The sequence below is a fragment of the Desulfitobacterium chlororespirans DSM 11544 genome (genome assembly GCF_900143285.1).
In the GTDB taxonomy this organism is placed as follows: Bacteria; Bacillota; Desulfitobacteriia; order Desulfitobacteriales; family Desulfitobacteriaceae; genus Desulfitobacterium; species Desulfitobacterium chlororespirans.
Genome location: NZ_FRDN01000015.1, coordinates 138,457 through 164,355, shown reverse-complemented (window position 1 = coordinate 164,355; position 25,899 = coordinate 138,457). Strand labels below are relative to the sequence as shown.

General features: G+C 46.7%; 17 protein-coding genes. All 17 read right to left on the bottom strand.

Going from position 1 to position 25,899, the window contains the following annotated elements:
• Positions 1-214 precede the first annotated feature (214 nt).
• Positions 215-1,726, bottom strand: coding sequence for an L-lactate permease (locus tag BUA14_RS22125; protein ID WP_072774595.1), 1,512 nt, complete (start codon positions 1,724-1,726; stop codon positions 215-217).
• Positions 1,727-1,892: 166 nt separating this feature from the next.
• Positions 1,893-2,807 carry a sulfite exporter TauE/SafE family protein gene (locus BUA14_RS22120; RefSeq protein ID WP_072774594.1) on the bottom strand — a complete coding sequence of 305 codons (915 nt, stop codon included), beginning with the start codon at positions 2,805-2,807 and terminating at the stop codon, positions 1,893-1,895.
• Positions 2,808-2,955: 148 nt separating this feature from the next.
• A complete protein-coding gene (gene ilvD, locus BUA14_RS22115; RefSeq protein WP_072774593.1) occupies positions 2,956-4,638 on the bottom strand; it encodes a dihydroxy-acid dehydratase in 1,683 nt (560 codons plus the stop codon).
• Positions 4,639-4,667: 29 nt separating this feature from the next.
• Positions 4,668-5,960, bottom strand: coding sequence for a nickel pincer cofactor-dependent isomerase, group 22 (locus BUA14_RS22110; RefSeq protein WP_072774592.1), 1,293 nt, complete (start codon positions 5,958-5,960; stop codon positions 4,668-4,670).
• Positions 5,961-5,991: 31 nt separating this feature from the next.
• Positions 5,992-6,915 (bottom strand): dihydrodipicolinate synthase family protein, encoded by a 924-nt coding sequence (locus BUA14_RS22105; protein ID WP_072774591.1) that lies wholly within the window; start codon positions 6,913-6,915, stop codon positions 5,992-5,994.
• Between the two features lie 60 nt (positions 6,916-6,975).
• A complete protein-coding gene (locus tag BUA14_RS22100; protein ID WP_072774590.1) occupies positions 6,976-8,466 on the bottom strand; it encodes a tripartite tricarboxylate transporter permease in 1,491 nt (496 codons plus the stop codon).
• A 13-nt stretch (positions 8,467-8,479) separates the two neighbouring features.
• Positions 8,480-8,983, bottom strand: coding sequence for a tripartite tricarboxylate transporter TctB family protein (locus BUA14_RS22095; RefSeq protein ID WP_072774589.1), 504 nt, complete (start codon positions 8,981-8,983; stop codon positions 8,480-8,482).
• Positions 8,984-9,076: 93 nt separating this feature from the next.
• The gene (locus BUA14_RS22090) at positions 9,077-10,099 is read right to left on the bottom strand and encodes a tripartite tricarboxylate transporter substrate binding protein (RefSeq protein ID WP_072774588.1); all 1,023 of its coding nucleotides are present in this window, start codon (positions 10,097-10,099) and stop codon (positions 9,077-9,079) included.
• A gap of 78 nt (positions 10,100-10,177) precedes the next feature.
• Positions 10,178-11,260, bottom strand: a complete 1,083-nt coding sequence (locus BUA14_RS22085) for an iron-containing alcohol dehydrogenase family protein (RefSeq protein WP_072774587.1) — start codon at positions 11,258-11,260, stop codon at positions 10,178-10,180.
• 299 nt (positions 11,261-11,559) lie between these two features.
• Positions 11,560-12,999 (bottom strand): NAD-dependent succinate-semialdehyde dehydrogenase, encoded by a 1,440-nt coding sequence (locus BUA14_RS22080; protein ID WP_072774586.1) that lies wholly within the window; start codon positions 12,997-12,999, stop codon positions 11,560-11,562.
• A gap of 379 nt (positions 13,000-13,378) precedes the next feature.
• On the bottom strand, positions 13,379-14,125 hold the full coding sequence (locus BUA14_RS22075; RefSeq protein WP_072774585.1) for a GntR family transcriptional regulator: 747 nt from the start codon (positions 14,123-14,125) through the stop codon (positions 13,379-13,381).
• Between the two features lie 257 nt (positions 14,126-14,382).
• Positions 14,383-15,984, bottom strand: a complete 1,602-nt coding sequence (locus BUA14_RS22070; RefSeq protein ID WP_207649563.1) for a glucose-6-phosphate isomerase — start codon at positions 15,982-15,984, stop codon at positions 14,383-14,385.
• 117 nt (positions 15,985-16,101) lie between these two features.
• The gene (locus tag BUA14_RS22065) at positions 16,102-19,626 is read right to left on the bottom strand and encodes a bifunctional glycogen debranching protein GlgX/4-alpha-glucanotransferase (RefSeq protein ID WP_072774583.1); all 3,525 of its coding nucleotides are present in this window, start codon (positions 19,624-19,626) and stop codon (positions 16,102-16,104) included.
• A gap of 10 nt (positions 19,627-19,636) precedes the next feature.
• Positions 19,637-21,073 (bottom strand): glycogen synthase GlgA, encoded by a 1,437-nt coding sequence (glgA, locus tag BUA14_RS22060; RefSeq protein ID WP_084078793.1) that lies wholly within the window; start codon positions 21,071-21,073, stop codon positions 19,637-19,639.
• Between the two features lie 4 nt (positions 21,074-21,077).
• Positions 21,078-22,196, bottom strand: a complete 1,119-nt coding sequence (gene glgD, locus BUA14_RS22055) for a glucose-1-phosphate adenylyltransferase subunit GlgD (RefSeq protein WP_072774581.1) — start codon at positions 22,194-22,196, stop codon at positions 21,078-21,080.
• A gap of 14 nt (positions 22,197-22,210) precedes the next feature.
• Positions 22,211-23,407: a glucose-1-phosphate adenylyltransferase gene (locus BUA14_RS22050; protein WP_072774580.1), complete on the bottom strand. Its 1,197-nt coding sequence runs from the start codon at positions 23,405-23,407 to the stop codon at positions 22,211-22,213.
• 37 nt (positions 23,408-23,444) lie between these two features.
• On the bottom strand, positions 23,445-25,880 hold the full coding sequence (locus BUA14_RS22045) for a glycogen/starch/alpha-glucan phosphorylase (protein WP_072774579.1): 2,436 nt from the start codon (positions 25,878-25,880) through the stop codon (positions 23,445-23,447).
• Positions 25,881-25,899 lie beyond the last annotated feature (19 nt).

Here is a 25,899-nt window from a genome sequence, read left to right as displayed (position 1 = left end):
GCTCCACCACCAATAATAACCACCGGGCTGGTTTTAACCCATTCATACATTCCATGTATCGTCCTGAGAGTGCACAGGCCGTAGCACTGGCATAAATTTAGGAATTGATGGTCCCATTACAGTGACAACGTAAAACATCTTGTTGGATTTTATTCAAACGAGGCTGTCCGAAATCAGTACGCGCGTGCTGATTTCGGACAGCCTTTTTCATTCCCTAGAGGAATAGCAAGCCTTGCAGTACTGCCAAGAGCATCATGTAAAAGAAAGCAGAGCGAAAAATCTGTCCTGCCGCCACTACCCTTTCCTGGACAGCGTTGAAGCAAGTGGCAGAGGCTGCGACACAGCCATAGATTAAGGAACTGATGGCCCCAAACAATGAAGCGAGAAAAGGATAAAAGCTGCCGGTCTGAGTGTAGGCCAGACCCTTTATCGCATCAAGGCCTGAGTAGCGAGCTAAATAACTGGAACCGAACATTATGGCCAAAAAGAGGATGAGCATTTTTAAGCTGACCCAGGTTTGCCGAAGGGACTCTGCCCATTGCCCGCCGTTGAGGCGTAAGATAAAAATGCCGGACAGGACGGCGGCAAGGATAACTCCTGAACCTATTGATGAAAGAAGATTAAGAGGAAAGACTGCGTGCATGGCACTCACACCGTCTCCTATCGGCGGAACATGAACCACACGGTCATTGAGAAAGGGAATTGGCAAAGAGATGCTGAAAATACCGTCAAGGAATGCTTTCACGCCGGGTAAACTCCACAGACAAAGGACAATGCCCAAGATCCCCCAGGGCAGCCAGGCTCTGACAACTTCAGTCGCCGAATAAGAAGGTATTTCTCCAGAATCACTTGCATATTGCGGATTTTTTTGCGGTTTCCAAATATATAAAAAGAGCACGGTGAGGACGAAACTGATCAAGCCGGAACCGATACGGGGAAGCCTACTATCGATAATAACACCCATATTGACTTGGGTCAGCGCGAATTGACTCAGAGAGAGGGAAAAACCGGCAACAAGGGCAGCCGGCCAAAGGTCGAAGACATCCCTGAACCTGCCCTTTTCCATAAACACAAAAACTGCCATCAGAAAGAACGAAACAAAAAGCGTAAATATCGGGAACAGATGATGAAGAAATGCGAAGAAGTTCGGCTTTGACCACAAAAAGATTGTCCCCGAGGTCATGCTACTCCAAGCGGTCGGCGCCATATTGGCAATTAAGCAGAGGACAGCTGCCTGGACCGGGCGAAAGCCAAGGGTCACCAGCATCGCTCCGGCGGCTGCTATGGCTAAGCCAAAGCCATAAATGCCATCGATAAAGGCTCCGAAAGAAAAAGCAATAAGCAAAACCTGCAGACGACGGTCGGACGCCAGGGAGATAAGCGAATCCTTGAAGATCTGGAGCCCGCCTCCGGCTTGTGTAGTGTAATAGAAAAAGAACAATGCCAAAAAGGCCCACCCCAGCGGGAAAACACCGGCGGCCGCACCATAGAAAAATGCACTTCCGGCTTGGGCCACAGGCATTCCTATGATGAAAACAGCAATAACAAAAGCGGTTAAGGCTGCGACGAGAGCTGCATAAGGGGCCCTAATCCCAAGTACACGATCTCCCTCTTTATTTTGGTGAGGATGAAGAACAAGCAAATAAAGAAGAATGATGCTGGGTAGTACCGCGACAACGGTTGACAAGGCAACATTATTCAATGGATTATAGTTGTGAAAAAACATATTAATACCCTCCTTCCTACGAATTACCTTCCAGGCCTGGACGTCACCTTGATGGTAAAGTCATACAGAGAAGATAGTAGGAGATGGCATACTTAATATACCGCCCTCATCCATATTGCCTACATTTTACCATACAGAGGGAGGTTTAGGAACATCAGATCCATGATTACAGAAATACACTTGACAGCAAATCCCCTAAAACAACCAGCATTCCTGCTGAAATTACCAATACATAATAGCGCCGAATGTTTCTGCCGCCGACCAGATTAGCAGCCCGTACGCCTAATTGTACCCCAACCAGGGAACCCATAAGGAAGAAGGCCACCAGCAGCAATTCGACGTTACCTTGCAACATATGCCGAATTGCTCCATATCCGGAGGCAAAAAAGATCTGGAAACTGCTGCTCCCTACAGCAATAGCTGTAGGAACACCAAGGATGTATATTAATATGGGTAAATTAATAAAACCTCCGCCAATGCCAAGAAGTCCGGTAAAAACCCCTACCATGACACTTAAAATTAAAGGCACCCAAATGGATAAGGAGGTTATCCCACACTGTGGCAAGGCAATGAGAGGCGGTATTTTTAGGCATTGAATTTTATGAGGGAGAGTTAAATCAACCTCTTCTTTAGCGTTAGAGCCAAAACTTTCTTTCCCTGTGCAAAAGCCAACTCCCGCCAGCAAAACGAAGAATATTATATTTAAGATTAAATCCAGAGCCGGTAATTCTTTACTATGAACAAGCAAGTAGCTTCTCGTTCCTAATAAATCCAGCAATTGCACTCCTATTTCCGTACCGACAAGGGCACCCCCCGCCATAATTAACCCCAGTAAAACATCAACCTTTTGGTTTCTCCAGTGTTTCCAGGCGGAAACAGAACCCGTGATCAGTATTTGCGCTAAGCTGGAGCCTACTGCAATCGGATAAGGAATGCCAAAGATAATTTTAAGACAAGGTGTAACTAAGAATCCCCCGCCAATTCCAAACAGTCCTGTTAAAAAACCAATCAGCAAGCCCAATACTATCAATCCCGGCCAAAAAACCTCAACTCCAACTATATCAATAAAGAATAAAGACACCCTTCTTCCTCCCCAAATCGCTAATTAAAATTTTCCATAGCTAGTGGCCGTCAAACGATTACCGTGGAACATTCAGCAATAATCATCGTTAAAGCAGGCAAGCCTGACTTTAGTCGGGCTTGCCTGAGATAAGGAAGTAAGGAGAAGGCTATTTTAAAATGGCTCCCTCATCAGCTGAACTGACTTCCCTGGCGTAACGGACCAGGTATCCTTCAGTAATTTTAGGCTGAGGATGTTCCAATCCAGCAAAACGTCTTTTCCTTTCCTCTTCAGAAACCTTCAGTTCGATAGAACGATTGGGAATATCGATGGCAATGATATCCCCATCCTGGACAATAGCTAATGGTCCCCCGGCCGCTGCTTCCGGAGAAACGTGGCCGATACAGGGGCCTCTGGTGGCACCGGAGAACCTTCCGTCCGTTACTAAAGCCACCGATTCACCAAGTCCCATCCCTACTAAAGAGGAGGTAGCCGTCAGCATTTCCCTCATGCCCGGTCCGCCTTTAGGACCTTCATAGCGAATGATGATGACATCACCATGTTTAACTTCACCTTTAAATATGGCTTCGGCAGCGGCTTCTTCGGTATTGAAGCAGCGGGCCGGGCCGGCATGCCGTTTCATGACTTCGGCAACTGCAGTTTGTTTTACCACACATCCTTTAGGAGCTAAACTGCCTTTGAGAACCGCCAAGCTACTCTGCATAGAATAAGCATTCGCCACTTTTCTGATCACATCGGGATTTAAATTCTCATAATCCTTGATATTTTCCCGGAATGTTTGGCCGGTAACCGTCATTTGGTCCAGGTTGATGAGACTTGACAATTCCTGCATGACTACCGGAATACCGCCGGCATCTTCCAGATCCTTCAGAGTATGTACTCCTGAGGGTTTGATCTTAGCCAAGTAAGGAGTCGTGGCACTAATCCTCTCCACATCATCAAGGTTGAATTTCAGCTTAGCTTCAGCGGCTATCGCCGGCATATGCAAGGAAGCATTGGTTGAACCTCCCACACTCATTAACACCCGCATACTGGTTTCCAGCATCTCCTGAGTGAGAATATCCCTCGTTTTCAAGTCTTCTTCAACCATTTCCACAATTCTGATCCCACTGGCTTTGGCTATTCTCAGTTTTTTACCTTCTACGGCAAGGGCTGTAGCACAGCCAGGGAGAGAAAAGCCCATAGCTTCGGCGGCGACAGACATACTATTGGCAGTACCCATCATGGCACAGGAGCCTGGACCTGGGGAAAGCACATCCTCCATAGCGAAGAATTCTTTTTCTGTCATTTCTCCTCTGGTCAATAGTCCTGCCGCTTCTTTTAATTCATAAGTTGCACATTCTCTTCCTTTATAACGACCAGGCATCATGGGTCCACCGGTAACGATAATTGAAGGAAGATTGATTCTGGCCATGGCCATTAACATGGCAGGAACAATTTTGTCACAGCTGGCAATATACACTAATCCGTCCAATTGATGAGCGTTAACGTACAACTCAACAGAATCGACAATATTTTCTCTGCTGGGCAGAACATAACACATTCCTTCATGCCCTTGAGCAAAACCATCGCATATGGCAATGGTATTGAATTCAAAGGGCACTCCTCCGGCAAATCTGACTCCATCCCGGACAATACCTGCGATCCGGTTCAGATGGATATGACCGGGGTGCATTTCATTATAAGAGTTGACGATACCGATAAAAGGCTTTTTAAGCTCTTCATTAACGATACCCATGCCTTTAAGGTGAGCCCTGGGTCCACCCATCGTGATACCATTAACGACTTTAGAACTTTTATATTTTTCCTCTTTAAATTTGAAGGCTGTCATGAACTTTACCTCTTCTTCTTTAATCTACACTATCCGGCTTCTACATTCAGGCGACCGTCCTGGGCAAAAGGCCAAGGAACCGGGGCTCCCAATACTTCAATCCGGAGATCTTCTTTTATGTCTTCTAAATAGGTGTCGGAAACAAAGATATATTCCAGCTGCAAGGTATTTTTGATCCAAACAATTTTACTTCCGGGGTGTTTTACCCCATTGCAGGCCCGCAAGGCAACTTGAATCGCCTCATAATCCGTCGGCATAATCACGGGAATTTTGGCAGCCTCCAGAACAGTCGCTGTGATGGTATTGGCGTAGGTATAATCAAAGTTTATCTTGTCAAAAAAGCGCTTCGTAATCACATCGCTAATTCCCATGCCATTGGCGTTGCCCCTGGTTTTGGCGGTAAGGTCCAGGACAACGATCCTATTAATACTGGGAGCGCTGACATATTCCTCCTTAAAAGCCTTGGAAGGGGATCTTCCTGTGATATTGGGATCTATTCCCGGGCCGCTGATCTCTTTACCCATCTCCTGGACAATTAACACGTCTATCTCATTTAAATATAATCTGGGCAGAAGCTCTTTAGCTTTTAGAAGCAGTTCTTTTTCTCGATGAATTAAATTCCCTTTGTCAATAAACTCTAAAAAAGCAATTTTATCGCAAGCATTTTCAATAACAGCTAAGCCAAACAAGATGGGGGCTTTTGCCATGACTAAACTTCCTATCTGAGGCAGTAACTCCGGAAACATGCCCAAGCCAAACTGGTGAACCAAGCTGGCTCCCTTATGTTTTCCCAGACCGATGGTCATCATTTTCAAGAGCCCGCTTTCAAATTCTCCTTTAAACCCTGTATGGGGCTTAATCCGGTTGACGATGACAATCCCATCGCTATCAAGGGCATTCTTATCCACTAGCACCGGCATGCCATTGGGCAATTGGCCGATTGGGCTGACTTCCATGGATGAAACAATGGGGACCTCCATCACTTCTTCTGTTATCCCCAACTCCTTAAGGACTTGAATCTGTCCCTCAGCGGTGGCTCCGCCATGACTGCCCATGGCCGGAATAATAAACGGCCGGGCACCTTGTTTTTTTAGTTCTTTAATCACTGTCCTGAGGATCACATCGATAGCGCAGATTCCTCTGCTGCCCACAGCAATGGCAATTTTAGCACCCGGCCGGACACTGCCCCGAGCTGAAAATTCTTGATAACGCTTACTGACTTCACCTTCGATATCAGCTATCTCTACCATGGAAAACTTTTGCCGGATCGGCACCATGTGAGGCATAGGGAGATTTAAACCACCTTCTATTACCAAGGCCATTCTCTCACCTTCTTAATCGCTCATGATCAGTTCACAGGATGCCGGAGGTTAATTCGAATGCAAACTCCTCCTCTAATTTGGCTATTTCACTTTTAAAGGTATCTATTTCCTGTTTTGTCATAGCTCGCAAAGATTGTCTGACAAAGGGAAAGTCGAACCCCCTCATTTGCAAGGCCAATTTGCGCGGTGCTAAGAAAGGCGGTTTATTGAAGACGATCCGCAGCCTGGAGGCCAATAATTGCAGTTTTTGGGCCTGGACAAGGTCCCCCGCTTGATAATTATCATAAATCTTAACCATCAATTCAGGGAAAGATGTCGCAGTAGCAGAAACTGCGCCCTTCCCCCCCATGACCAGGGCCGCCAGAACCATAGCATCACTGCCCATCAGGTTATAGAAGTCTTTACCCAAGATATCGATATAATCGACAAATCTTAAATAATTTTGACTGGTGTCCTTAACGCCCACAATATTAGGGCAAGCTTCATGCAGTCTTTTAATCAATTTAGGTGTCACATCATTTTTGGCTGATGCCGGAAAATTATAAACATAAAACGGCAGTTCGGGATCGACATGAGCTATGGTTGTAAAGTATTCGAACAGACAGTCATCATCAAAGGGATAATAATACGGAGGTACTGCCATCACACCATCTACACCAAGTTCACTGGCATGCCTGGTTAATTCAACAGCCTCTTCAATCCTGGTTGACCCTACATGCACGGCAAAGGGAACCCTATGATCGACTGCTTCGACATAGACTTCCGCAGTTTGTTTTCTTTCTTCTATGGTCATTAAAGGGAATTCCCCTGTCGAGCCGACAGCAAACAAACCGTGACAACCTTTGGCAATCTGAAAATCACAAAAAGTCTTAACAGCTTCCCGATCAATAGTCCCTTTTTGAGCAAATGGTGTAATTGCAGCTGTAACTATTCCTTCTAATAAGCGTCCTTTCATTCTGTGAACCTCCTAAAATAATCCATGTTTTTTGTTACAAAATAAACTATCGGTATCCGACTAATTGGTTTGAGCTTTCTTTTTGAAAACCTTAAAGAACCTGGGCACAATAATGACTAAAGCCGTAATGATCAGTAACGTCCTCGCTAAAGGCTGAGTTACAAAGATACTAAAGCTGCCTTGAGAAAGCAAAAGCGACTGGCGCAAGGATTCTTCCATCATCGGTCCGATGACCAGGGCCAACAATAATGGAGCGACGGGGAGACCAATCTTTCGGAAAAGATAGCCGGCCACACCCGATATCACCATGATCATGATATCGGTTACTGTGCTGTTCACCGCAAAAGCGCCGATAATACACAAGACAACGATAATGGGCATAAGCAGATTGGACGGAGTTCTCAGCAAACGGACGAACAAGCCGACCAAGGGTAAATTTAAAGCTAAGAGCATCACGTTGCCGATATACATGCTGGCAATGACTCCCCAGAATATATCGGGATGGTCTGTCATTAAGAGAGGACCTGGAGTAATACCATGAATGAGCATCGCCGACAGCAGTAAAGCCGTAGGTGGTGCAAAGGGTATCCCCAGAGATAATAAAGGAACAAAGGCTCCTGTAGCCGCGGAATTATTGGCTGATTCCGGTCCTGCCACCCCTTCAGGCGCCCCTTTGCCGAACTCCTCAGGATGTCTGCTGATTTTTTTCTCCAGAATATAAGAGGTAAAAGTTCCGATAACGGCTGAAGGACCGGGTATCAATCCGATAAAGAATCCCAGGATCGAACCCCTCAGGGTGGGGCCTACGGAACGCTTGGCCTCATCACGGTTGGGCAGCAGATCCCTCAGCTTTACCTTGATCACTTCCTTGTTTTCCTGAACCTTCTGTTCAGCTATCAAAAGCACTTCGGCAATACCAAACAACCCCATGGCCATGGGCACAAAGTCTATGCCGGTCTGCAAATCCAAGTTGCCGAAAGTAAATCGGGGCAGACCGGTAATCATATCCAGCCCTACCGTACCAATGGCCAGGCCCATGGTGACCATCAGTAAGGATTTGATAAATCCTTCACCACTTAGTTGGGATAACATCATCAACCCAAATAAAGCGATGGCAAAGTACTCCGGAGGGCCAAATTTCACCGCCAGGGTGGCCAAGGCTGGAGCCAGCATCGTCAAAATAATTAACCCGATGGTACCTGCCACAAAGGAGCCGATAGCCGCCAGTGAAAGAGCAGCACCTCCCCGCCCCTTACGGGCCATCTGATTTCCGTCAATGGCTGTAACCACAGAACTGGACTCGCCGGGGATGTTCACTAAAATTGAGGTTGTAGACCCGCCATACATAGAACCATAATAGATACCGGCAAACATAATAATCGCGGTGACAGGAGGTAAACCATAAGTAGCCCCCAAGAGCAACGCCATGGAACCGATTGGGCCTATACCCGGAAGTACACCAACCAAAGTTCCAAGGAAACAGCCAATTAAAGCAAACAAGAGATTTGTGGGAGTAAAGGCTACCACGAAACCATGCAATAATCCTTCCATTTACTTTCTCCCCCTAACCCAAGATGCCTGACGGGAAATAGACGCCAAGCCATTCAACAAAGAGAAAATAGGTCACTAGTGTTATAACTACTGCTACGATCAGAGATACCCACCAGGATTTATACTCCATTACCCGCAAACAAACAAAAGTTAAGGGTATCGTGGCCACAACAAATCCCAGAGTATTAAAAAGTGCACAATACATTAACAAAGCTACAGTAATGATCACAGGCTTCTTAGGATAGGCAGCCGCCTCTTTCCCATTGTCTTCTTCGCCAATATCAATGCTCTTTTCGTTGGCCAACTGGGGAAAGAACACTTCCAAAATAATTTGAATAGCGCTGAAAGCTATCAAAGCAAAGCCGATGATGACAGGTATAAATCCCCGATCAGGATAACTAAGTCTCCCTAAGGGAAGTTTGAAGGCTTCAATCAAGTAAATGATGCCTATAATCCCTATCATTCCTATACCCAATGAACCCAATGAACCTAATGTGCCACGTGAAGGTTTGTCCATCCCAATCCCCACTCCTATCGGTAATTCATGCCATGACTTCCTTATGCCAAAGGAGCGGGAAGGCAGTCAACTGCCTTCCGACTCTAACAGCTCTTATTGTTTGGGCATTTTTTCAATTAAGTCTTTCATAATGGGCAGTTGCTCTTCGAGATACTTTTTAACTTCCTCACCGGTCATCACATCATGAATTAAACCGGCATCTTCCATGGTCTTTTTAAATTCTGCACTGTTGGCAACTTCCGTTAGAGCTTCAACCAAGGTGACTCTCACATCCTCGGGCATTCCTTTCGGTGCAAAGACGAACTTTCTGACACCCATATCAATGTCGTAACCAAGTTCTTTCATGGTTGGCATATCGGGGAATACAGCAGCTCTTTCGGGAGAAGAAATCGCCAAAGGACGTAATGTACCGGCTTTGGCATGTTCGATTACTTCACCAGGGTGAGACGCAACAGCATCAACATGACCGCCGATAGCCGCAGTGATCGCAGGTGCTGTCCCTTTGAATGGTATAGGTTGAGCGTTAATATCAGCTAATTGGAACAAATAAGCTAAGGTTAATTGAGGAATGCCGCCGATTCCGGAGTTTCCATAGCGGATAGTAACATTTTGTTCTTGAGAAGCTTTGACTAAGTCCTCAAAAGTCTGATAGGGTGAACCGGCGGGTACTGAAATGACTATAGGCTCATTGGTTACACCGACCAGGAAATCAAAGTTCTCTATGCTGTAATTGACACCTTCCTGAGTAAGCGGTGATGTTGTAAAAAGCCCGTTAGTACCCGAGGAAATTGTATACCCATCGGCTGGAGTACTTGTTAATCCCGAGGTTGCAATAATGCCATTGGCCCCTTCTCTGTTAACTACGACAACAGGTTTCGTAAAAATACCATCAAGCCCTTTACTCAATGTCCGTACTATTAAATCGCTGGAACCTCCAGCAGGCCAAGGGCAGACAAAAATAACTTCTTTTTCCGGATAAGCGGACTTTTGTTCAGTCTTTGGCTGTTCTTCGGTATTTTTCATTGCTTCCTGTTGAGTTCCACCACAACCGGTGAAGAGGATACTTGCCGTCAAAACACCAGCTAATAAAGCCATTAATTTCTTACTTTTTTTCATTTTTCTGCCTCCAAACTTTTTCATCATAATCTCAACTTTCGCACCTTGGCTATGCTAATAAAGCCTTGATATAGCAGGTTAAGAAAAATACTTTGTGCTTAAATTATCAATATACTTAATTGCCTCAACAATCATATCGGAGGTTATTTTTATCGGCATATTATGGATACCATTTGTTTTAATGGCAAAATCGGCTATCATTTTGAGTTCGCTTTCTAAGAATACACCTATGTCTTTCAATTTAATCGGGATTCCACATTCCCGAGCAAGCTCAATCTCCTCCAGGATTTCTCTTTCGTTACGTCCCTCCAAAGCCAGCAAACATAAATTTCCGAAACCAACCAATAACCCATGGCCGAAATTATGCATGCCCGGAATTTGCGTAAATCCCATATAAATTGAGTGAGCCGCAGCACCCCTGAATTTTTCACCTCCCAAAATTGAGCAAATGCCCGCATAATAAATAATGGCATCAATAACATAATCCAATGCTTCACTGCTGCCTTGGCCAGCTATAGTTTTTTGGGCTTGCGGCCCAAATTTTTTAATAATGTCATAACAAACACGGCCATTACTGCTCCCGCCTATCGTCCAACTGGACTGAGCTACACCTGAGGTTGTAGCCCTCAATTCATACCATTTTGCCAAAGTATCCCCTATACCTGAATAAAGCCATTTCTCAGGCGCCCTCACAATGATGTCCGGATCAATAAATATCCCTTCAGGGCAAGCCGCCTTTCCGCTATTCTCAAGATACACGCCCTGGTCATCATAGATAATGGAAAGCGGCGTATACGCAGCACAAGTCGCAGCAATTGTCGGCACTGTAATGCAGGAAACCTCAGCCAGATAGGCAACGGCCTTTGCTGTATCAAGTACCTTTCCACCACCTACTCCTATAATTAGATCTACCTCTTTATCACTTGCCATGTCAGCCAGCCGGTTGATGTTCCCCCATGTACACTCTCCGCCATACCATTCAACAAATGCTTCCACTTTTGCCATTTTCAGATTTGACACCATGGGTTCCTCAGTGGCTTCTAAGGCCATTTTGCCACCAATAATAAGAGCCCTACGGCCTCTATCCTGACAAAAGGCTCCCAGATCATTCAACGCACCTTTTCTCCGCTTATAAAATCCAGGAACTATTAAATCCGTCATGGCACAACCCTCTCTTTCTTTCCTATACTAAGAAAACTACGAAGAACAATTACTCGTTCTTATGTCATTTGTTGAGATTTTCTGAATAGTCAGGGTTCACTTCACCCATGGCTTCTTGCAGGCCCTTAACAGCCAACGTCATCTTGAGCTTCATGCACTAAGAATTTATGGCTGCTCATCACGTTCCTCCTTTTACTCCTTACACCCATTTAGTGGTATGTTGTATGTGGTATTACCACATACAATAATAAGTGTAACATATAACAAAATATTTTGTTTGCTATTTTCTTGCCATTTATTTAAAACTCAGCAGCAATATACTTAACATCCATAAATTCTTCCAGTCCCACTCGCGCACCTTCACGGCCTAAACCGCTATGTTTGACTCCACCCATTGGTGCATATGCCGCTGAAGGCAACGCATTATTGAGACCAATAATACCGAACTTCAGGGCGTCTGTTACACGTCTGGCACAGGCTAAGTCATTAGTATAAACATAAGCCGCCAGACCCATTTCTGAACTATTGGCTTTTATAACAACGTCTTGTTCATCGTTAAACTTGAAGATTGGCGCAGCAGGTGCAAACAATTCTTCAGTTGCGAAGGCAGCTGTTTCCGGAACATTTTCCAAGATAATCGGCGGAACATAATAGCCTTCAGCCGGCACTTCCGCTGGAGGTGTGAGATAGGTTGCGCCAAGAGCTACTGCTTCACCAACTAACTTCTCAATTGCTGTTTTAGCCTTAAGGCTAACCATGGGGCCGAGGTCAAGGTCCAGCTCGGCCATAGGATTGCCGATTTTCATCTTCTCAATTCTCGCCGCAAAGGCTGCCTTGAATTGGTCATAGACCTTTTCATGAACATAAAAACGATTGGCGCCGATGCAAGATTGACCGTTATTTCTGAATTTAGTAATCATGGCAGCATCGGCTGCTTTTTCGATATCGGCATCTTCAAAAACGATGAAAGGTGCATTGCCGCCCAGTTCAAGGGCTAAGCGTTGTACCCCATCGGCTGCTTGACGCATCAAGCTCTGTCCCACAGGTGTAGAGCCAGTAAAGCTAATGACACGTACGGCAGGATGCTTCATCATAACCTCGGTTGTCGATGACGCCGGACCTTGAATGAGATTAGCTACGCCTTTTGGGATCCCAGCATCCTGTAGGCATTTATATAATTCCATTACGCCTAAGGGAGCAACATCAGAAGCCCTGGAAACGACGGTACAGCCTGCAGCCAGTGCCGGGGCTAATTTCCGTGCTTGAATAGAGACTGGAAAATTCCATGGAGAAAGACAGAGGGCTACTCCGGCTGGTTGGGTAAAAACAAGATGACGTTTGTTGGCGACATCAGCTGGAATGAGCTCTCCATAAGGTCTCCTGATTTCTTCAGCGAACCATTGAAAATACTCAGCAGAAAACTTAACTTCACCCACTGCTTGGGGAACAGGTTTTCCTGATTCGGCAGCCAATAGCTTACCAATATAATCCGCTCTTTCACGCAAAAGACCGGCGACACGATTCAGGATATCTGCTCTTTCACGTCCGGAAGTTAAAGACCATGCTGAGAAAGCTTGACTGGCAATATCTACGGCTGAAATTGCATCCTCAGCGCTGCCGTAACCGATCTCGCAAATGGTCTCACCTGTTGCTGGATTAACTACTCCTTTTTTTTCATTCTTGATAGGTGCTTGCCATTCTCCATTGATGAAGAGTGACTTTTCAATAGCGTTGTCCATTGATTTTCCTCCCAAAATTTCGTCATTAGTAATAATTCGCTACTGCGTATCTTTGTTATACTTTTCACCTCACATCACATTCTTCGTTAAGGGATTTCATTGTAATATTACAATATTGCAATATTTAAAATATACTTAGATTATATGTATTTGTGAATACTCAGTCAAGCTTTTTGATAAATTTTTCAGATTATTAATAAATCTTCTTTTTTGCAGCAGCCATTGAGGGGCTTTGGTATTGCTTGCTTTTACTAGTAAGAAAGAACTTGGCTGGTGCCAAGTCCTTGTAGAAGGTTAATTTGTTGTTTTTACTATCGCCACTCCCGGAAAAGTTGAGAAACTTATGCTTTCTACGCAGAAAAAAGCAGCCAGTAATAGCTTAATTCTGACCGCTTCTTTGTAAATGAACTTTATATTTATATCTATCGGCCCGGTAGGCATTGATTGAAAGCTCAATGGGTTTGTCATGCTCATTATAAGCGATGCGCTCCATCGTTAAAACCGGAAACCCGATCTTCACATTTAAATATTGGGATATTTTTTTATTAGCAATATCTGCCCCCACAAACTCTTCTGCCCGAATTAAACTAAAACCAAATTCTCTTTTAATTAATTCATAAATACCCTGAGTAGATAAATCGAGCTCAGCGATTCGCACACCATATTCATAGGGCCAATAGCTCTTAACATAAGCGATTGGCTCATCGTTAAGTTTTTGTATCTTTTCAAATACAAACATTCTCTGTTCACTAAATATCCTCAGTTGGGGGACTTTCTCCAATTCCTTTTTGGAAAGCTCTACCTCGGAAACGTTTAAAACATCGGCGCTCGGTTTTAATCCACGGTTTATCATTTCTTCGAAAAAACCGGTTGGTTCCCCTAATGTTTCCTCGATAGGAGTTTTTTTAACAAATGTTCCTTTACCAGGTCTACGATCAAGCCACCCTTCTTGAACTAATTGTGATACAGCACGCCTTACAGTAGTACTGCTGATATTATATTTATTCATTAATTCTTTGTCGGTTGGGAACACTTCGCCAACACCCCACGTACCTTGTATTATTCCTTCACGAAGATCTGTAGTAAGTTGGTAATGTAAAGGAATGGGTGCATTTTTATTTAACATAGCGGAACCTCACTTTTTTGTACTTTATAACTATATTGCATATTTATTATATTTATTGTGCAATTAATGGTCAAGCTTAAGCTGCTCTAAAAATAGGAATGAGAGGGCCACTCCCTCACAGGGAGATAAGCAATTATCAAATAGTAGGTACCTGAATAGGGTCAGTGCTTTCTTTAATGGAGGAACTGAACGCTTAAGGAACAGACGCAAACGAGACACTTCATTGTGAAGCGCCTCGTTTTTCATTCCCGTATTAGTTAGGATATGGGGCCGTCTACAAAGAACCTGCTCTCCGACCAAGGATGCCCCGGTTCCATGTTTACCCCATGTTCAGTATTAATCGTTAAATGGAGTAAAAGCTTAAACAGCATCTCCTGGTGTTCCTCTTCCTGGATGGCTAAGGCGAGCTCAGGGACAGAAAATTTCTTGCCCGGATGGCTTTTTAAAAACTGTACGATGTTGTTTTTTAATTGTATAGCCTGACCGGCCGCCTTTTTACCCATCTCCACAGCCGGTTGATGATAGGCGTTAATCCCCACTAACAAGGCATAAATGCTCACAGCCCGCTCGAATAGGGCAATTAATACGCCAATGGTGTAGGCGTTGACCTCTTTGACCGTGATGGTCAGAGATTCACGCCCTTTTTGGGTTAACGCTTCCCGTGTTCCTAAAAGAAAGGCCTGCAAATACTCCCCGCTGGTGCTGTTGTCCTCCATATAAGCAGAGAATGCTTGCCGATCTTTCAATACCTCGATAAAGGTCACAAAGAAATTGTCGGGACCTTCCAGAAGCTGCTGAAGATAAGAATGCTGATCAGAGGACCCTTTATTGCCATAGACCGTCATCCCCTGATGAACCGTTTCTCCCTTAAGATTCTTCTCCTTGCCCAGGGATTCCATAATCAACTGTTGCAGATATTTAGTAAAAAGTTCCAGGCGGTCCTTATAGGGAAGCACTACCATTTGCTTTCCCCCTTGGCCCTGGGTGCTATAATACCACATTAAAGCCAAAAGCGCTCCCGGATTAGCTAAGATATCCGGGCGCCGTGTTCGCTGATCGCAATCCCTAGCCCCCTGCAAAAGTTCTCCAATATCTATTCCCTGTAAAGCCAGGGATAAGAGTCCCACCGCCGACAGAAGGGATGTTCTTCCCCCTACCCAATCCCACATGGGAAAGGTTCTCAGCCAGCCTTCCCTTTGGCTGAGCTTATCCAATCGACTCCCTCGTTGAGTGATGGCTACAGCATGACCCGGGAAAGACAGCCCTATATCCTCATAAGCCTTCCTGACTTCCAGCATGCCGTTCCGGGTTTCAACTGTCCCACCGCTCTTGGAGATAATAATGCAGAGGGTGGCCTTCAGTTCCTCACCGATCTGACCTAAGACTCGATCGATTCCGTCGGGATCTCCATTATCGATGAAGAAAGCCTTCATCTTATCCCGGGGAGAAGCCAAGGCGTCGGCGACAAAACGGGGCCCGAGAATGGAGCCGCCAACTCCCACTAAGAGGAGATTGCGGAAAGGCTCCCCGTTTTCTCCCTGAATCCTGCCCTCATGAATCTGCTCCACAAAGCCAAGGATCTCTCTGAGTGTCCCTTTAATATCCTGTGCGATTTCTGCGGAGGGAGCAAGGTCCGGATTGCGCAGCCAATAATGACCTACCATCCGCCCCTCATCCGGGTTAGCCACAGCACCTTTCTCCATAAGCTGAATCTGGTGATAGACATCTCTCATCGGCTCATTCATTTCCATTAAAAATTCCGTACTGAAATCCATCCGACTTATATCTAAAAGCAATTCCATCTCTTGATCATAATATAAATACTCCTTGAAGCGAGCCCAGGAAGTAATGATAACCAACTCCTCCATGTCTTTATTCTAAAACTTTAGCTTGGTTTTCTATAGGAAGGTTTATGCCGCCAAACCCGAAAGTAAGCCCAAGGATTTTGATTTACAAAAAAGAGAGCGAATTTAAGCTCATCGGCCGTATTTTTCAGCCAAACTCCTTAACTGAGCACAGACCTTCTGAGTTAAGGTTCCTCTTTCTACACGCCACTGCCAATTCCCTTTAATTGTACCGGGAGTATTCATCCTCGCCTGGGAATCCAGTTTAAGAATATCCTGAAGGGGAAGAATGACCCAGGCACCGTTCCCTTGATAAAGCTCCTCAATGGTCCTCTCTACTTGCGCCAGGGAATCCTTATCGCTATAGCCTTGGGAGCGATACCAACCCAACAGGGTATCGTTATCATGGGTTCCGGAATAATCAACATAATTCCCTTCTTCCTTCAAGGGGGAAAACTGCGTCACCCTCATCCCCGGAAATCCTAAAATAGCCCTAAGGGTATTGACTTCAGGGGTAATGCAACCTAAGTCCTCAGCGATGACGGGCAAAGGCCCCAATTCACGGACCAGGCTTTCGAAAAATTCTTTCCCCGGCCCTTTCAGCCAGCGGCCTTCTTTCGCGCTCCCGGCCTGAGGGGGAACTTCCCAATAGCCCTCAAAGCCACGGAAATGGTCCAGTCTTAAGGCATCAAAGCGCTCCAACCCCTGCCGGAAACGCAGCTTCCACCATGCATAATCGGCGGCCCGGAGAGCATCCCAATCGTATAAAGGATTTCCCCAGTTCTGTCCCTCAGGGTTGAAATAGTCGGGGGGCACCCCAGCGGTTCCCGTGGGAGCATTATTTTCATCCAGAGCAAAGCACTCCCGGTTAGCCCAGGTGTCGCAACTGTCATAGGCCACATAAATGGGCAGATCGCCGATCATCTTTACCCCTTTTTCCTGAGCATAGTCCTTCAGCCTTTGCCACTGATAGGCGAAAGTATATTGAACAAAGAAAATATAGTTTATCTCCTCGGCGTAGTCTCCAGTCACAGCCTCCAGGGCCTCAGGCTTCCGCAAGCGATAGCTTTCTTCCCACTGGTGCCACGACCTGCCGGAGAACTTAAGCTTTAAACACTTATAGAGAGCGTAATCCTTCAGCCATTCCTGATTCTCTTCTATAAACCGGCTATAACCATGAGGGTCTAAATACCCCTTAGCCTCGGGCATTTTTTTCTTAAACCGCTCATAAGCCTTGCGCAGCAGTTTTTCTTTATAGAGCTCAACTCGGGCAAAGCTCTTACCCCCGTCTCCTTCAGCCCCCTCAGCTCCTTCGTCCCCTCCGCCATATTTGGCCCTTTCCCTGCGGGCTTCCTTCTCTGTCAGCAGCCCGGCCTGAATAAGCAAATCAAGACTGATGAGTAAAGGATTGCCGGCTAAGGCGGACTCACTTTGGTAAGGGGAATCTCCCAGCCCTAAAGGGTTCAAAGGCAGCACCTGCCAGAGGCTTTGCCCTCCTTCAGCCAGGAAATCCACAAAAGCATAGGCTTCTTCTCCCAGATCGCCGATGCCCCAAGGGGATGGCAGGGAGGAGATATGCATAAGGATGCCGCAGGCACGGATCATAAGCTCCTGTTTAAAATAGTAGTTTGGACCATGCTTCTGACAGAAAAGAGCCTTTGCAGATAAGGGGGGTAGGATAAGAGAAAGACTGTGATCACTATATTCGTCAAGGGGGGATTCCGATCCATCCTCTTTTGAGAAGAGCATTTCCCCCGCAAAGATATCGATAACCTGCCCCACGTTCTGCTCCAGCTTCAAGGTCATTTCCGCGGACTCCTCAGCACTGCGATTGACCAGGACAATAATTTCTTCTTTTTCGTCCTTCCTTTTCAAAGCATAAATCTCTTTTCCCTCGGACCAGGAAGAGAATTCACCTTGCCGCAGCACCTCATATTCCCGGCGATAACGAAGCACCCGTTTAAACCATTGGAGAATCTCCTGGTCTTCCCTTCCCCATGGATAGGTCCCCCGGTTATAGGGATCGGGATATCCCTCACAGCCCGCTTCATCGCCGTAATACAGGCAGGGAATACCGGGGAAGCTCATCTGCAGGAGAGTCAGCAGCTTTAACCGCTGGACAGCCAGATGCCGGGCAGGGGCAGGCAAGCGATACTGCTCCTGTTCCACGGCGGAGAGCTGCTCCGGCGGCGGCGCTTCACCGAGGAGGGTGAGAATCCGGGCCCGGTCATGGCTACCGATCAAATTCATCTGCCCGAAAAAGTTTTCCCGGGGGTAGTTTTCATAGAGATTCATGATGCGTTTATGGGCCTGACCGGCATCGATCTGCCCAAGGAAGTACTGGAGAAAGATATTCCGCCAAGGATAATTCATGGTGGCATCCAGTTCTTCCCCCCAGAAATACTGCCTGAGCTTGCCATAGCTGAATTTATAGGTGGGGTCCTCCCAGACCTCACCGATCAGGACTCCCTCAGGGTCCATGGTTTTCATCACCTGGCGGAACTCCTGAATGAATTCATCGGGAAGCTCGTCGGCCACATCCAGACGCCAGCCTTTAATCCCCCGCTTCATCCAAGACTGAAGGACTCCCTGGGAAGAGTGAATGATGAACTCGCGATAAGAAGGCTCCATTTCCCAAACTTCAGGGAGAGTGGACACTCCCCACCAGCAGGAATATTTTTTTTCCTGTCCTTCCCCCTGACATTGATACCAGGAAGAATAGGGGGAATCCGGAGATTGATAGGCGCCTAAACCAGGATATCTTCCGTAACGATTGAAATAAATACTGTCATCACCGGTATGACTGAACACCCCATCCAGAATAATCGCGATTCCTAAGCTTTGGGCTTCCTTAATTAATTGAGCAAAGGTCTCTTCATCTCCATACATGGGATCAAGGGTGAGATAATTCCCCGTGTCATACTTATGGTTGCTGGAGGAATCGAAGATGGGGTTCAAATAAAGGATACTCACCCCTAATTCCTTAAGATAAGGAAGCTTTTTAATGACACCGGCAAGGTTGCCGCCGAAAAAGTCCCAACGCAGGACTTCGCCCTTTTCATTTTTAATATAGAAAGGGGTATCATACCAGTCGCCATGGATTAGGGAGCGGGGGCGGGGATTGAGGACTTTTCCCTGTTCATCCCCGTTAAAGAAGCGATCCACATAGATCTGATACATGATGCCCTGGGTGTACCAGCTTGGCAAGGCCATGGGTCGGTAGACTGTAATTTGATAACCGGGAGGCTCGGATAAACGGAGCTCACCGACTCCTCCCAGTTCTTCCTGATTATTGCCATAGAAACGGGTTGCTCCCCCTATCATGAAAACAAAGTAGTACCAGATGATTCCCGGTTCATGAGGAAGAGGGTATTCCGCCTCATAGACTGTCCCTGTTCCTTGCCTCCCATAAGAGGCTGACCCTTCTTCTTGCTCCCCACAGCATGCTGCTTCTTCCACCCTGATCATGGGCAGCCGCTCCTCCCGGTCCTGCACCCATAAGCGCAAAAAGCACTCCTGAACCGGACTATCTGCACCAGAAGAATCCTCCGGCCGCATAAGCAGCCTTAAGCGCAGAAGACCGCTGCATTGAACCGCCCCAAAGGGGCTGCGGAAGAATGGATCGTGAGAATTATGATACGCCATTACCACAGACATCTCTCCCAGTTTACGAAGAATAATACAAGCTCTCGTAGACATCCCGGTACTGGGCAGCGGATCGGTTCCAGCTGAAATCCGAACTCAGGGCATTTTCCTGAAGCTTTTGCCAAGTATCCTTTTGATTCCGGAACATCTCCACCGCCCTTTGAATGGCGTAGAGAAATTCATGAGCATTGTAATCAGTAAAGGTAAATCCATTCCCTTCCCCCGAGATTGGGGAATAGGGCCTGACAGTATCTTTTAAACCGCCCGTCTCCCGAACGACGGGAATCGTGCCATAGCTCATGGCGATCATCTGGGCTATGCCGCAAGGCTCGAACCGGGAAGGCATCAGAAAGATGTCCGCTCCGGCATAGATCGTGCGGGCCAGCTCTTCCTGATAGCCCAATATAACTCGTAACTTGCCGGGATACGCTTCCGCAAACCTTTGCAGGCGCTGCTCATAATGGGCATCTCCCGTGCCTAAGACAACCAACCGGATATCCAGGGCCAGAGTCTCATCCAGCACATGAAGAAGCAGGTCCAGCCCCTTCTGTTCTACCAAGCGTGAAACCATACTGAGGATGGGGATCTCTTCATTGTTCGTAAAATTCAGCTTCTCCTGGAGCTTCAGCCTGTTTGCTCTTTTATCGGCCAGGGTTGGGGAAGGCCAAGGCCGGGGGACGCCATTAAGTATCCCCAGCAAGGAATCTTTCCGCTCTCTAATGACTCCATGGAGGCCTTCTCCAAAGTAAGCATGTTGAATTTCCTGAGCATAGGCGGGACTCACAGTGGTCACCTGATCACTGTACATGATCCCAGCCTTCATGAAATTGACTCCGCCATAAAATTCAAGCTGGTCTGGAGAAGAAAGCTCCCCGTTCAACCCCAGAACATCCCCCAGAATCTCCTGGGGAAATACCCCCTGATATTTCAGATTATGGATGGTGAATAGGGTCTTTATATTGTAATAAAGGGTATCTTGAGCATAAAAGGCTTTTAAAAACAGAGGCACCAAGGCCGTATGCCAGTCATGACAATGAATAATATCCGGTTTGAACTCAGGCAGGTAGCGGACGCTCTCCAGAACCGCCCGGCTGAAATAAGCGTACTGCTCTCCTTCATCCCCGTCCCCATAGCATCTTGAACGCCGGAAGTAATATTCATTATCCAGAAAATAATAATGTATGCCCTCATACTCCAATTCTTTTAATCCGCAATATTGATTTCTCCAGGCCAGAGGAACTATAAATTCTTTAATCGTCTTCATCTTCTGCAAATAATTCAGGGGAATACTGCTGTATTGAGGAAGAATGACCCGAATCTCCACACCCTGCTCCTGAAGAGCTAAAGGGAGATATCGTCCTACTTCCCCCAGGCCTCCTGTCTTGACAAAAGGCTCTGCTTCAGTTATAGCAAAAAGAACCTTCATTTGCGCACCTCCTCCAAAGCAGCAAAGGAACATTTCTTTAGATAACGGCTTTTTTGGGTATGACCATCAGTTTATTGGGCTGACCTTTCAAAACACTTCCCTCATTGATTTCCACGAACTTATCCATAATCAGGTTCTCGAGAACGGAATGTTTGCCAATCACGCATTTGGACATGATGATGCAATTCCGCACTTCACAGCCTTCTTCGATCACTACCCCCCGGGAAAGGATGGTATTTTCCACTTTTCCTTCGAGAGTGCAGCCGCTGGAAATCAGGGAGTTTTTGACCTGAGCCTGCTTGCCGTATTTGGTCGGTGGATTATCTCTGATCTTGGTCCGAATCGGCCGGGTATTAATAAAGAGATCCCGGCGGACTTCTTCCTGCAATAGAGCCATGTTATTAAGGAAATAATCCTGCACGGAACGAATCCGTCCCACATACCCGCCGCAAAAATAGCCCTGTACATTAATGATGTCAAGATGATGGGCGATGACCTCACTCAATTCAATGGTACCGATACTGCCATAGCCTCTGAGCATCTGCAGCAAAAGCTCCCGCCGGATGATCAGGATATCGATAAAGTAGTTCCAGGGGCTCTGCAAGCCTGCCAATTCCTTGCTTTTGGACATGGCCGTTACCTTTTTATGAGCATTCATCCTTAAGTAAATCCTATCACTCCCCTCCGGGGGATGAACCGATTGATTATACACCAAAGTAATATCCGCCTTCGCCTGTTCATGCTCTTCTAAAACAGGCCGGAAATCCATGTTGAATACTTGGTCGGAGCTGCTGATGATGATATTCTTTGCACAATCTTTCTCCAGAAACTCGATATTGACGGCAATATCCTGCAAGCTAAAATGGACGTTATGATTCAGACTGTGGATAACTCCCGGAAGGAAAAACAGACCTCCTGATTTGCGGTCCAAAGACCAGTCCCTGCCCGCCCCCAAATGATCCAGCAGGGGCCGGTACTGCTGAGGTGTGATTAAACCTACTGTGTGGATGCCGGAATTGACCATACTGGAGAGAGCAAAGTCCAAAAGCCGGTAGCGCCCCCCAAAAGGAACTGTTCCTATGGGCCGGTTGGGGTCCAGTCCTTGTAACGCACTTGAATTCAGATTGCCAAAAATCATGCCGATGGCATTAGTCATTGTTCCCCCTCCCTTCAAGCGGTGTCTTTCATCACATTTTCCCCTTCACTAATGACGGTGCCCTCCGGGATGTGTAAATGGTCGCCAATCACGGTGATGCCCTCCTGGGACGGATTCCCTTCCGCTTTATCACCGATCCGGCAATGAGCCCGGACAATAGCATTCTCTCCGAGGATGGTCTTGCACAGGCGGACATCCTCATGGATTTCTGAATTGGGCAGCAAGATGGACTGTTCAATAAGCGTCCCTTCCCCCACATAGACTCCTGAGGCAATGATGGAGTCACGGACCTCTCCCAGGATCGTGCACCCATTGCCGATGAGGCTATTGTGTATCTTCGCCCGCTCACCAAGGTGTTGAGGAGCGAGAATCTCTTCATTGGAGAAAACCCGCTGCTTCAACTCGAAAAACTTATCCACCCTTTCTTCCTGCAGAACTTCCATATTGGCATTGTAATAGCTTTCAATGGTCCCCACATCCCGCCAGTAGCCCTGAAAAAGATAAGAGTAAAGCCTTTTTTCCTGCTGCAAAAGCCGGGGAAGGACATTCTTGCCGAAGTCATGATCCGATTGAGGGTCCTGTTCGTCTTCCAGCAGCGCTTCCTTGAGCACATCCCAATTAAAGATATAGACGCCCATGGAAGCTAAATTGCTTTCAGGACGAGGGGGTTTTTCCTCAAACCGGATAATCCGGCCCCCGGCATCCGTCACCATAACCCCGAAACGGGAAGCCTCTTCCCAAGGTACAGCAATGGCGGAGAGAGTGACTTCCGCATTTTTTTGCTTGTGGTAGGACAGCATCTCATAATAATCCATTTGGTAGATGTGATCACCGGAGAGGATCAGGATGTACTCCGGGTTGTAAAAATTGATAAAATCCATATTCTGATAGATAGCGTTGGCAGTTCCTTTGTACCAGCTCCCCTGAGCTTCACCGACAAAGGGGGGAAGGATATGGATTCCTCCATTTAAGCAATTCAAATCCCAAGCGGAACCCATGTTTATATAGGTATTCAACGCAAAAGGCTTATACTGAGTCAAAACCCCCACTGTGTCAATATTGGAATTGCTGCAATTGCTGAGGCTAAAATCGATAATCCGGTATTTGCCGGCAAAAGATACGGCAGGTTTAGGAATATTACGAGTCAGGCAGCCCAGCCTGCTTCCCTGCCCTCCCGCCAGCAGCATGGCGATGCATTCCTTCTTTCTCATGATTCCACCTCCTTTTTCCTCACTCCATTCTGTTCCCTCAGTCCATTCTGCGGCAGCGCACCCGCCAAACCTGATGGGCATATTCCCTGATGGTTCGGTCTGTGGAGAAGATTCCCGACTCCGCAATATTGTGCAAAGAGGACCGGAGCCATTTCTCCTGCGCTGCATAACGATCCGCCGCTTCCTCAAAGGTCTTCATATAAGCTTCAAAATCTTTAAGTACATAGAATTCATCATTGTAGAGGAGCAGGGAATCGTAGACAGTGCGGAATTCCCAGTCATTTTCCATAAACTGCTTGGCAATCAGTTGCTCCAGAATGTTCCCCAGACGCGGGTTGGCATGATATTCATCCCAGGAGCGATAGGTTCTGTTCAGATTATGGGCAAGAATTTCCTCGGCCTTCAGTCCGAAGATAAAGATATGGTCCTCTCCCACCGCCTCCCTTATCTCCACATTAGCTCCGTCCAAAGTGCCGATGGTCAGGGCTCCGTTCATCATAAACTTCATATTGCCGGTGCCGGAGGCTTCTTTGCCGGCTGTGGAGATTTGCTCACTGAGATCTGCCGCCGGGTAGATTCTTTCTGCTGAAGACACATTGAAGTTCTCCATAAAGACCACTTTCAGCTGCTCTTTGATCCTTGGCTCCTGATTGATTTTGTCGGCTATAACATGAATCAGTTTGATGATGCTTTTCGCATAATGGTAGCCGGGAGCCGCTTTGCCGCCGAAAATAAAGGTATACGTCCCTTGAACCGACCCAGGATCCGCCAGCAGACGGTTATAGAGCTCCATGATTTTCAGAACATTGAGAAGCTGCCGCTTATAAGCATGAATCCGCTTAACATGGACGTCATAGAGAGAATGGGGATCAACCTGGATTCCCTGCCCCTTGGCAATAATCTCCGCCAATCTCAATTTGTTCTGGTATTTTACCTGAGCCAGCCGGTCAAGAAAAGCGCTGTCTTCTTTAAATCGGTGCAGTTCTGCCAATTCGCCGGCATTGGTCTTCCATCCCGGACCGATCGCCTCGGTAATCAGCTCAGAAAGCAGGGGATTGGCTGTTAAGAGAAAACGCCGGTGGTTCACCCCATTGGTTAGGTTGGTGAATTTATACCCGAAGATCCGGTGAAAATCCTTGAAGACATGCTTTTTGAGAATCTCTGTATGCAGCTTAGCCACCCCATTCACGGAATGGCTGCCAATCATGGCCAGATTGGCCATATAGATCTGCCCCTCTTTGATGATAGGGGTACTCTTGAACAGTTCCTCGCTGTTAAAAAACCGCCTTAAAAGCTTCTCTTTGAAACGCCGGTCAATCTCTTCAATAATCATGGTGATTCTGGGCAGGAGATTCCTGAATAAGTCCAAAGGCCATTTTTCCAAGGCTTCCGGCATAATGGTGTGATTGGTGTAGGAAATGGCATCCACGGTGATATTCCAGCTTTCTTCCCAATCCATGCCTTCTTCATCGATGAGAATCCGCATTAACTCAGGAATACAAAGGGCCGGGTGAGTATCGTTGATATGGATGGACACCCCCTGGGAGAAGTCTCTGAGCGAATCATGATTCTTTTTGTAGTTACGCACAATCGTTGCCAGTCCCGCCGCCACAAAGAAATACTCTTGCTTCAGGCGCAGCTCCCTTCCGGCCAGATTGCTGTCCTCAGGATACAATATGTACGAGATGGCCTCCACTTCCGATTTATTGCTTAAAGCCTGAGTATAGTTGCCTTGATTGAATAAGGCCAGGTCCAGTTCGGAAGATAGTGGCTCGGCGCTCCATAATCTTAGATTATTGACCAGAAAGGGGTTCTCATAGCTGACGATGGGAATATCGTAGGGAACGGCCAGCACCGGCTCATAATTCTCATGATGGAATACCAGCCGGTCATTAATGTTTTCCACCCGCACCTTCCCTTTGTACTTAATCACAACGGATTTATCCGGTTTGCGCACTTCCCAGGGGTAACCGTTCTTCAGCCAATGGTCGGCCACCTCGGTTTGATAGCCATTGACGATTTTCTGTTCGAAGAGTCCATATTTATAGCGAATGCCATTGCCATGGCCGGCTATGCCCAGAAAGGCCATCGAATCCAGGAAGCAGGCCGCTAAACGCCCCAGCCCCCCATTTCCCAATCCCGCATCGCATTCCTGAGCCAAAAGCTCCTGGAGGTCAATATTCAGCTCCTCCAAACCTTCCGCAACGATATCCTGAATGCCGATGTTAATAAGATAATTATGCAGCAATTTTCCAATTAGAAACTCCATGGAAAAATAATAGACTTGCTTGGCGGGACGGTTTTTGGTATCGGCATAGTTGACAAAGGCGCGGCAAAGGCTGATCTCTTCCCTGAGCAGTACAACTAAGGTATGGTATTTATCCCAGAGAGTTCCTTCCTCAATGGATTTCCCCTTGATTTCGGCGAATTTCTCCAGATAGGCATCTTTAAAACCATTTTTGTCTGAGAACATGCTGTTTTTCTCTCCTTCA

Excerpts from the sequence above, each read along its gene's own strand:
- BUA14_RS22125 (WP_072774595.1), bottom strand. The coding sequence starts at position 1,726 with ATGTTTTTTCACAACTATAATCCATTGAATAATGTTGCCTTGTCAACC.
- ilvD (WP_072774593.1), bottom strand. The coding sequence starts at position 4,638 with ATGACAGCCTTCAAATTTAAAGAGGAAAAATATAAAAGTTCTAAAGTC.
- BUA14_RS22110 (WP_072774592.1), bottom strand. The coding sequence starts at position 5,960 with ATGGCCTTGGTAATAGAAGGTGGTTTAAATCTCCCTATGCCTCACATG.
- BUA14_RS22105 (WP_072774591.1), bottom strand. The coding sequence starts at position 6,915 with ATGAAAGGACGCTTATTAGAAGGAATAGTTACAGCTGCAATTACACCA.
- BUA14_RS22100 (WP_072774590.1), bottom strand. The coding sequence starts at position 8,466 with ATGGAAGGATTATTGCATGGTTTCGTGGTAGCCTTTACTCCCACAAAT.
- BUA14_RS22095 (WP_072774589.1), bottom strand. The coding sequence starts at position 8,983 with ATGGACAAACCTTCACGTGGCACATTAGGTTCATTGGGTTCATTGGGT.
- BUA14_RS22090 (WP_072774588.1), bottom strand. The coding sequence starts at position 10,099 with ATGAAAAAAAGTAAGAAATTAATGGCTTTATTAGCTGGTGTTTTGACG.
- BUA14_RS22085 (WP_072774587.1), bottom strand. The coding sequence starts at position 11,260 with ATGACGGATTTAATAGTTCCTGGATTTTATAAGCGGAGAAAAGGTGCG.
- BUA14_RS22080 (WP_072774586.1), bottom strand. The coding sequence starts at position 12,999 with ATGGACAACGCTATTGAAAAGTCACTCTTCATCAATGGAGAATGGCAA.
- BUA14_RS22075 (WP_072774585.1), bottom strand. The coding sequence starts at position 14,125 with ATGTTAAATAAAAATGCACCCATTCCTTTACATTACCAACTTACTACA.
- BUA14_RS22065 (WP_072774583.1), bottom strand. The coding sequence starts at position 19,626 with ATGTCTGTGGTAATGGCGTATCATAATTCTCACGATCCATTCTTCCGC.
- glgA (WP_084078793.1), bottom strand. The coding sequence starts at position 21,073 with ATGTTCCTTTGCTGCTTTGGAGGAGGTGCGCAAATGAAGGTTCTTTTT.
- glgD (WP_072774581.1), bottom strand. The coding sequence starts at position 22,196 with ATGACTAATGCCATCGGCATGATTTTTGGCAATCTGAATTCAAGTGCG.
- BUA14_RS22050 (WP_072774580.1), bottom strand. The coding sequence starts at position 23,407 with ATGAGAAAGAAGGAATGCATCGCCATGCTGCTGGCGGGAGGGCAGGGA.
- BUA14_RS22045 (WP_072774579.1), bottom strand. The coding sequence starts at position 25,880 with ATGTTCTCAGACAAAAATGGTTTTAAAGATGCCTATCTGGAGAAATTC.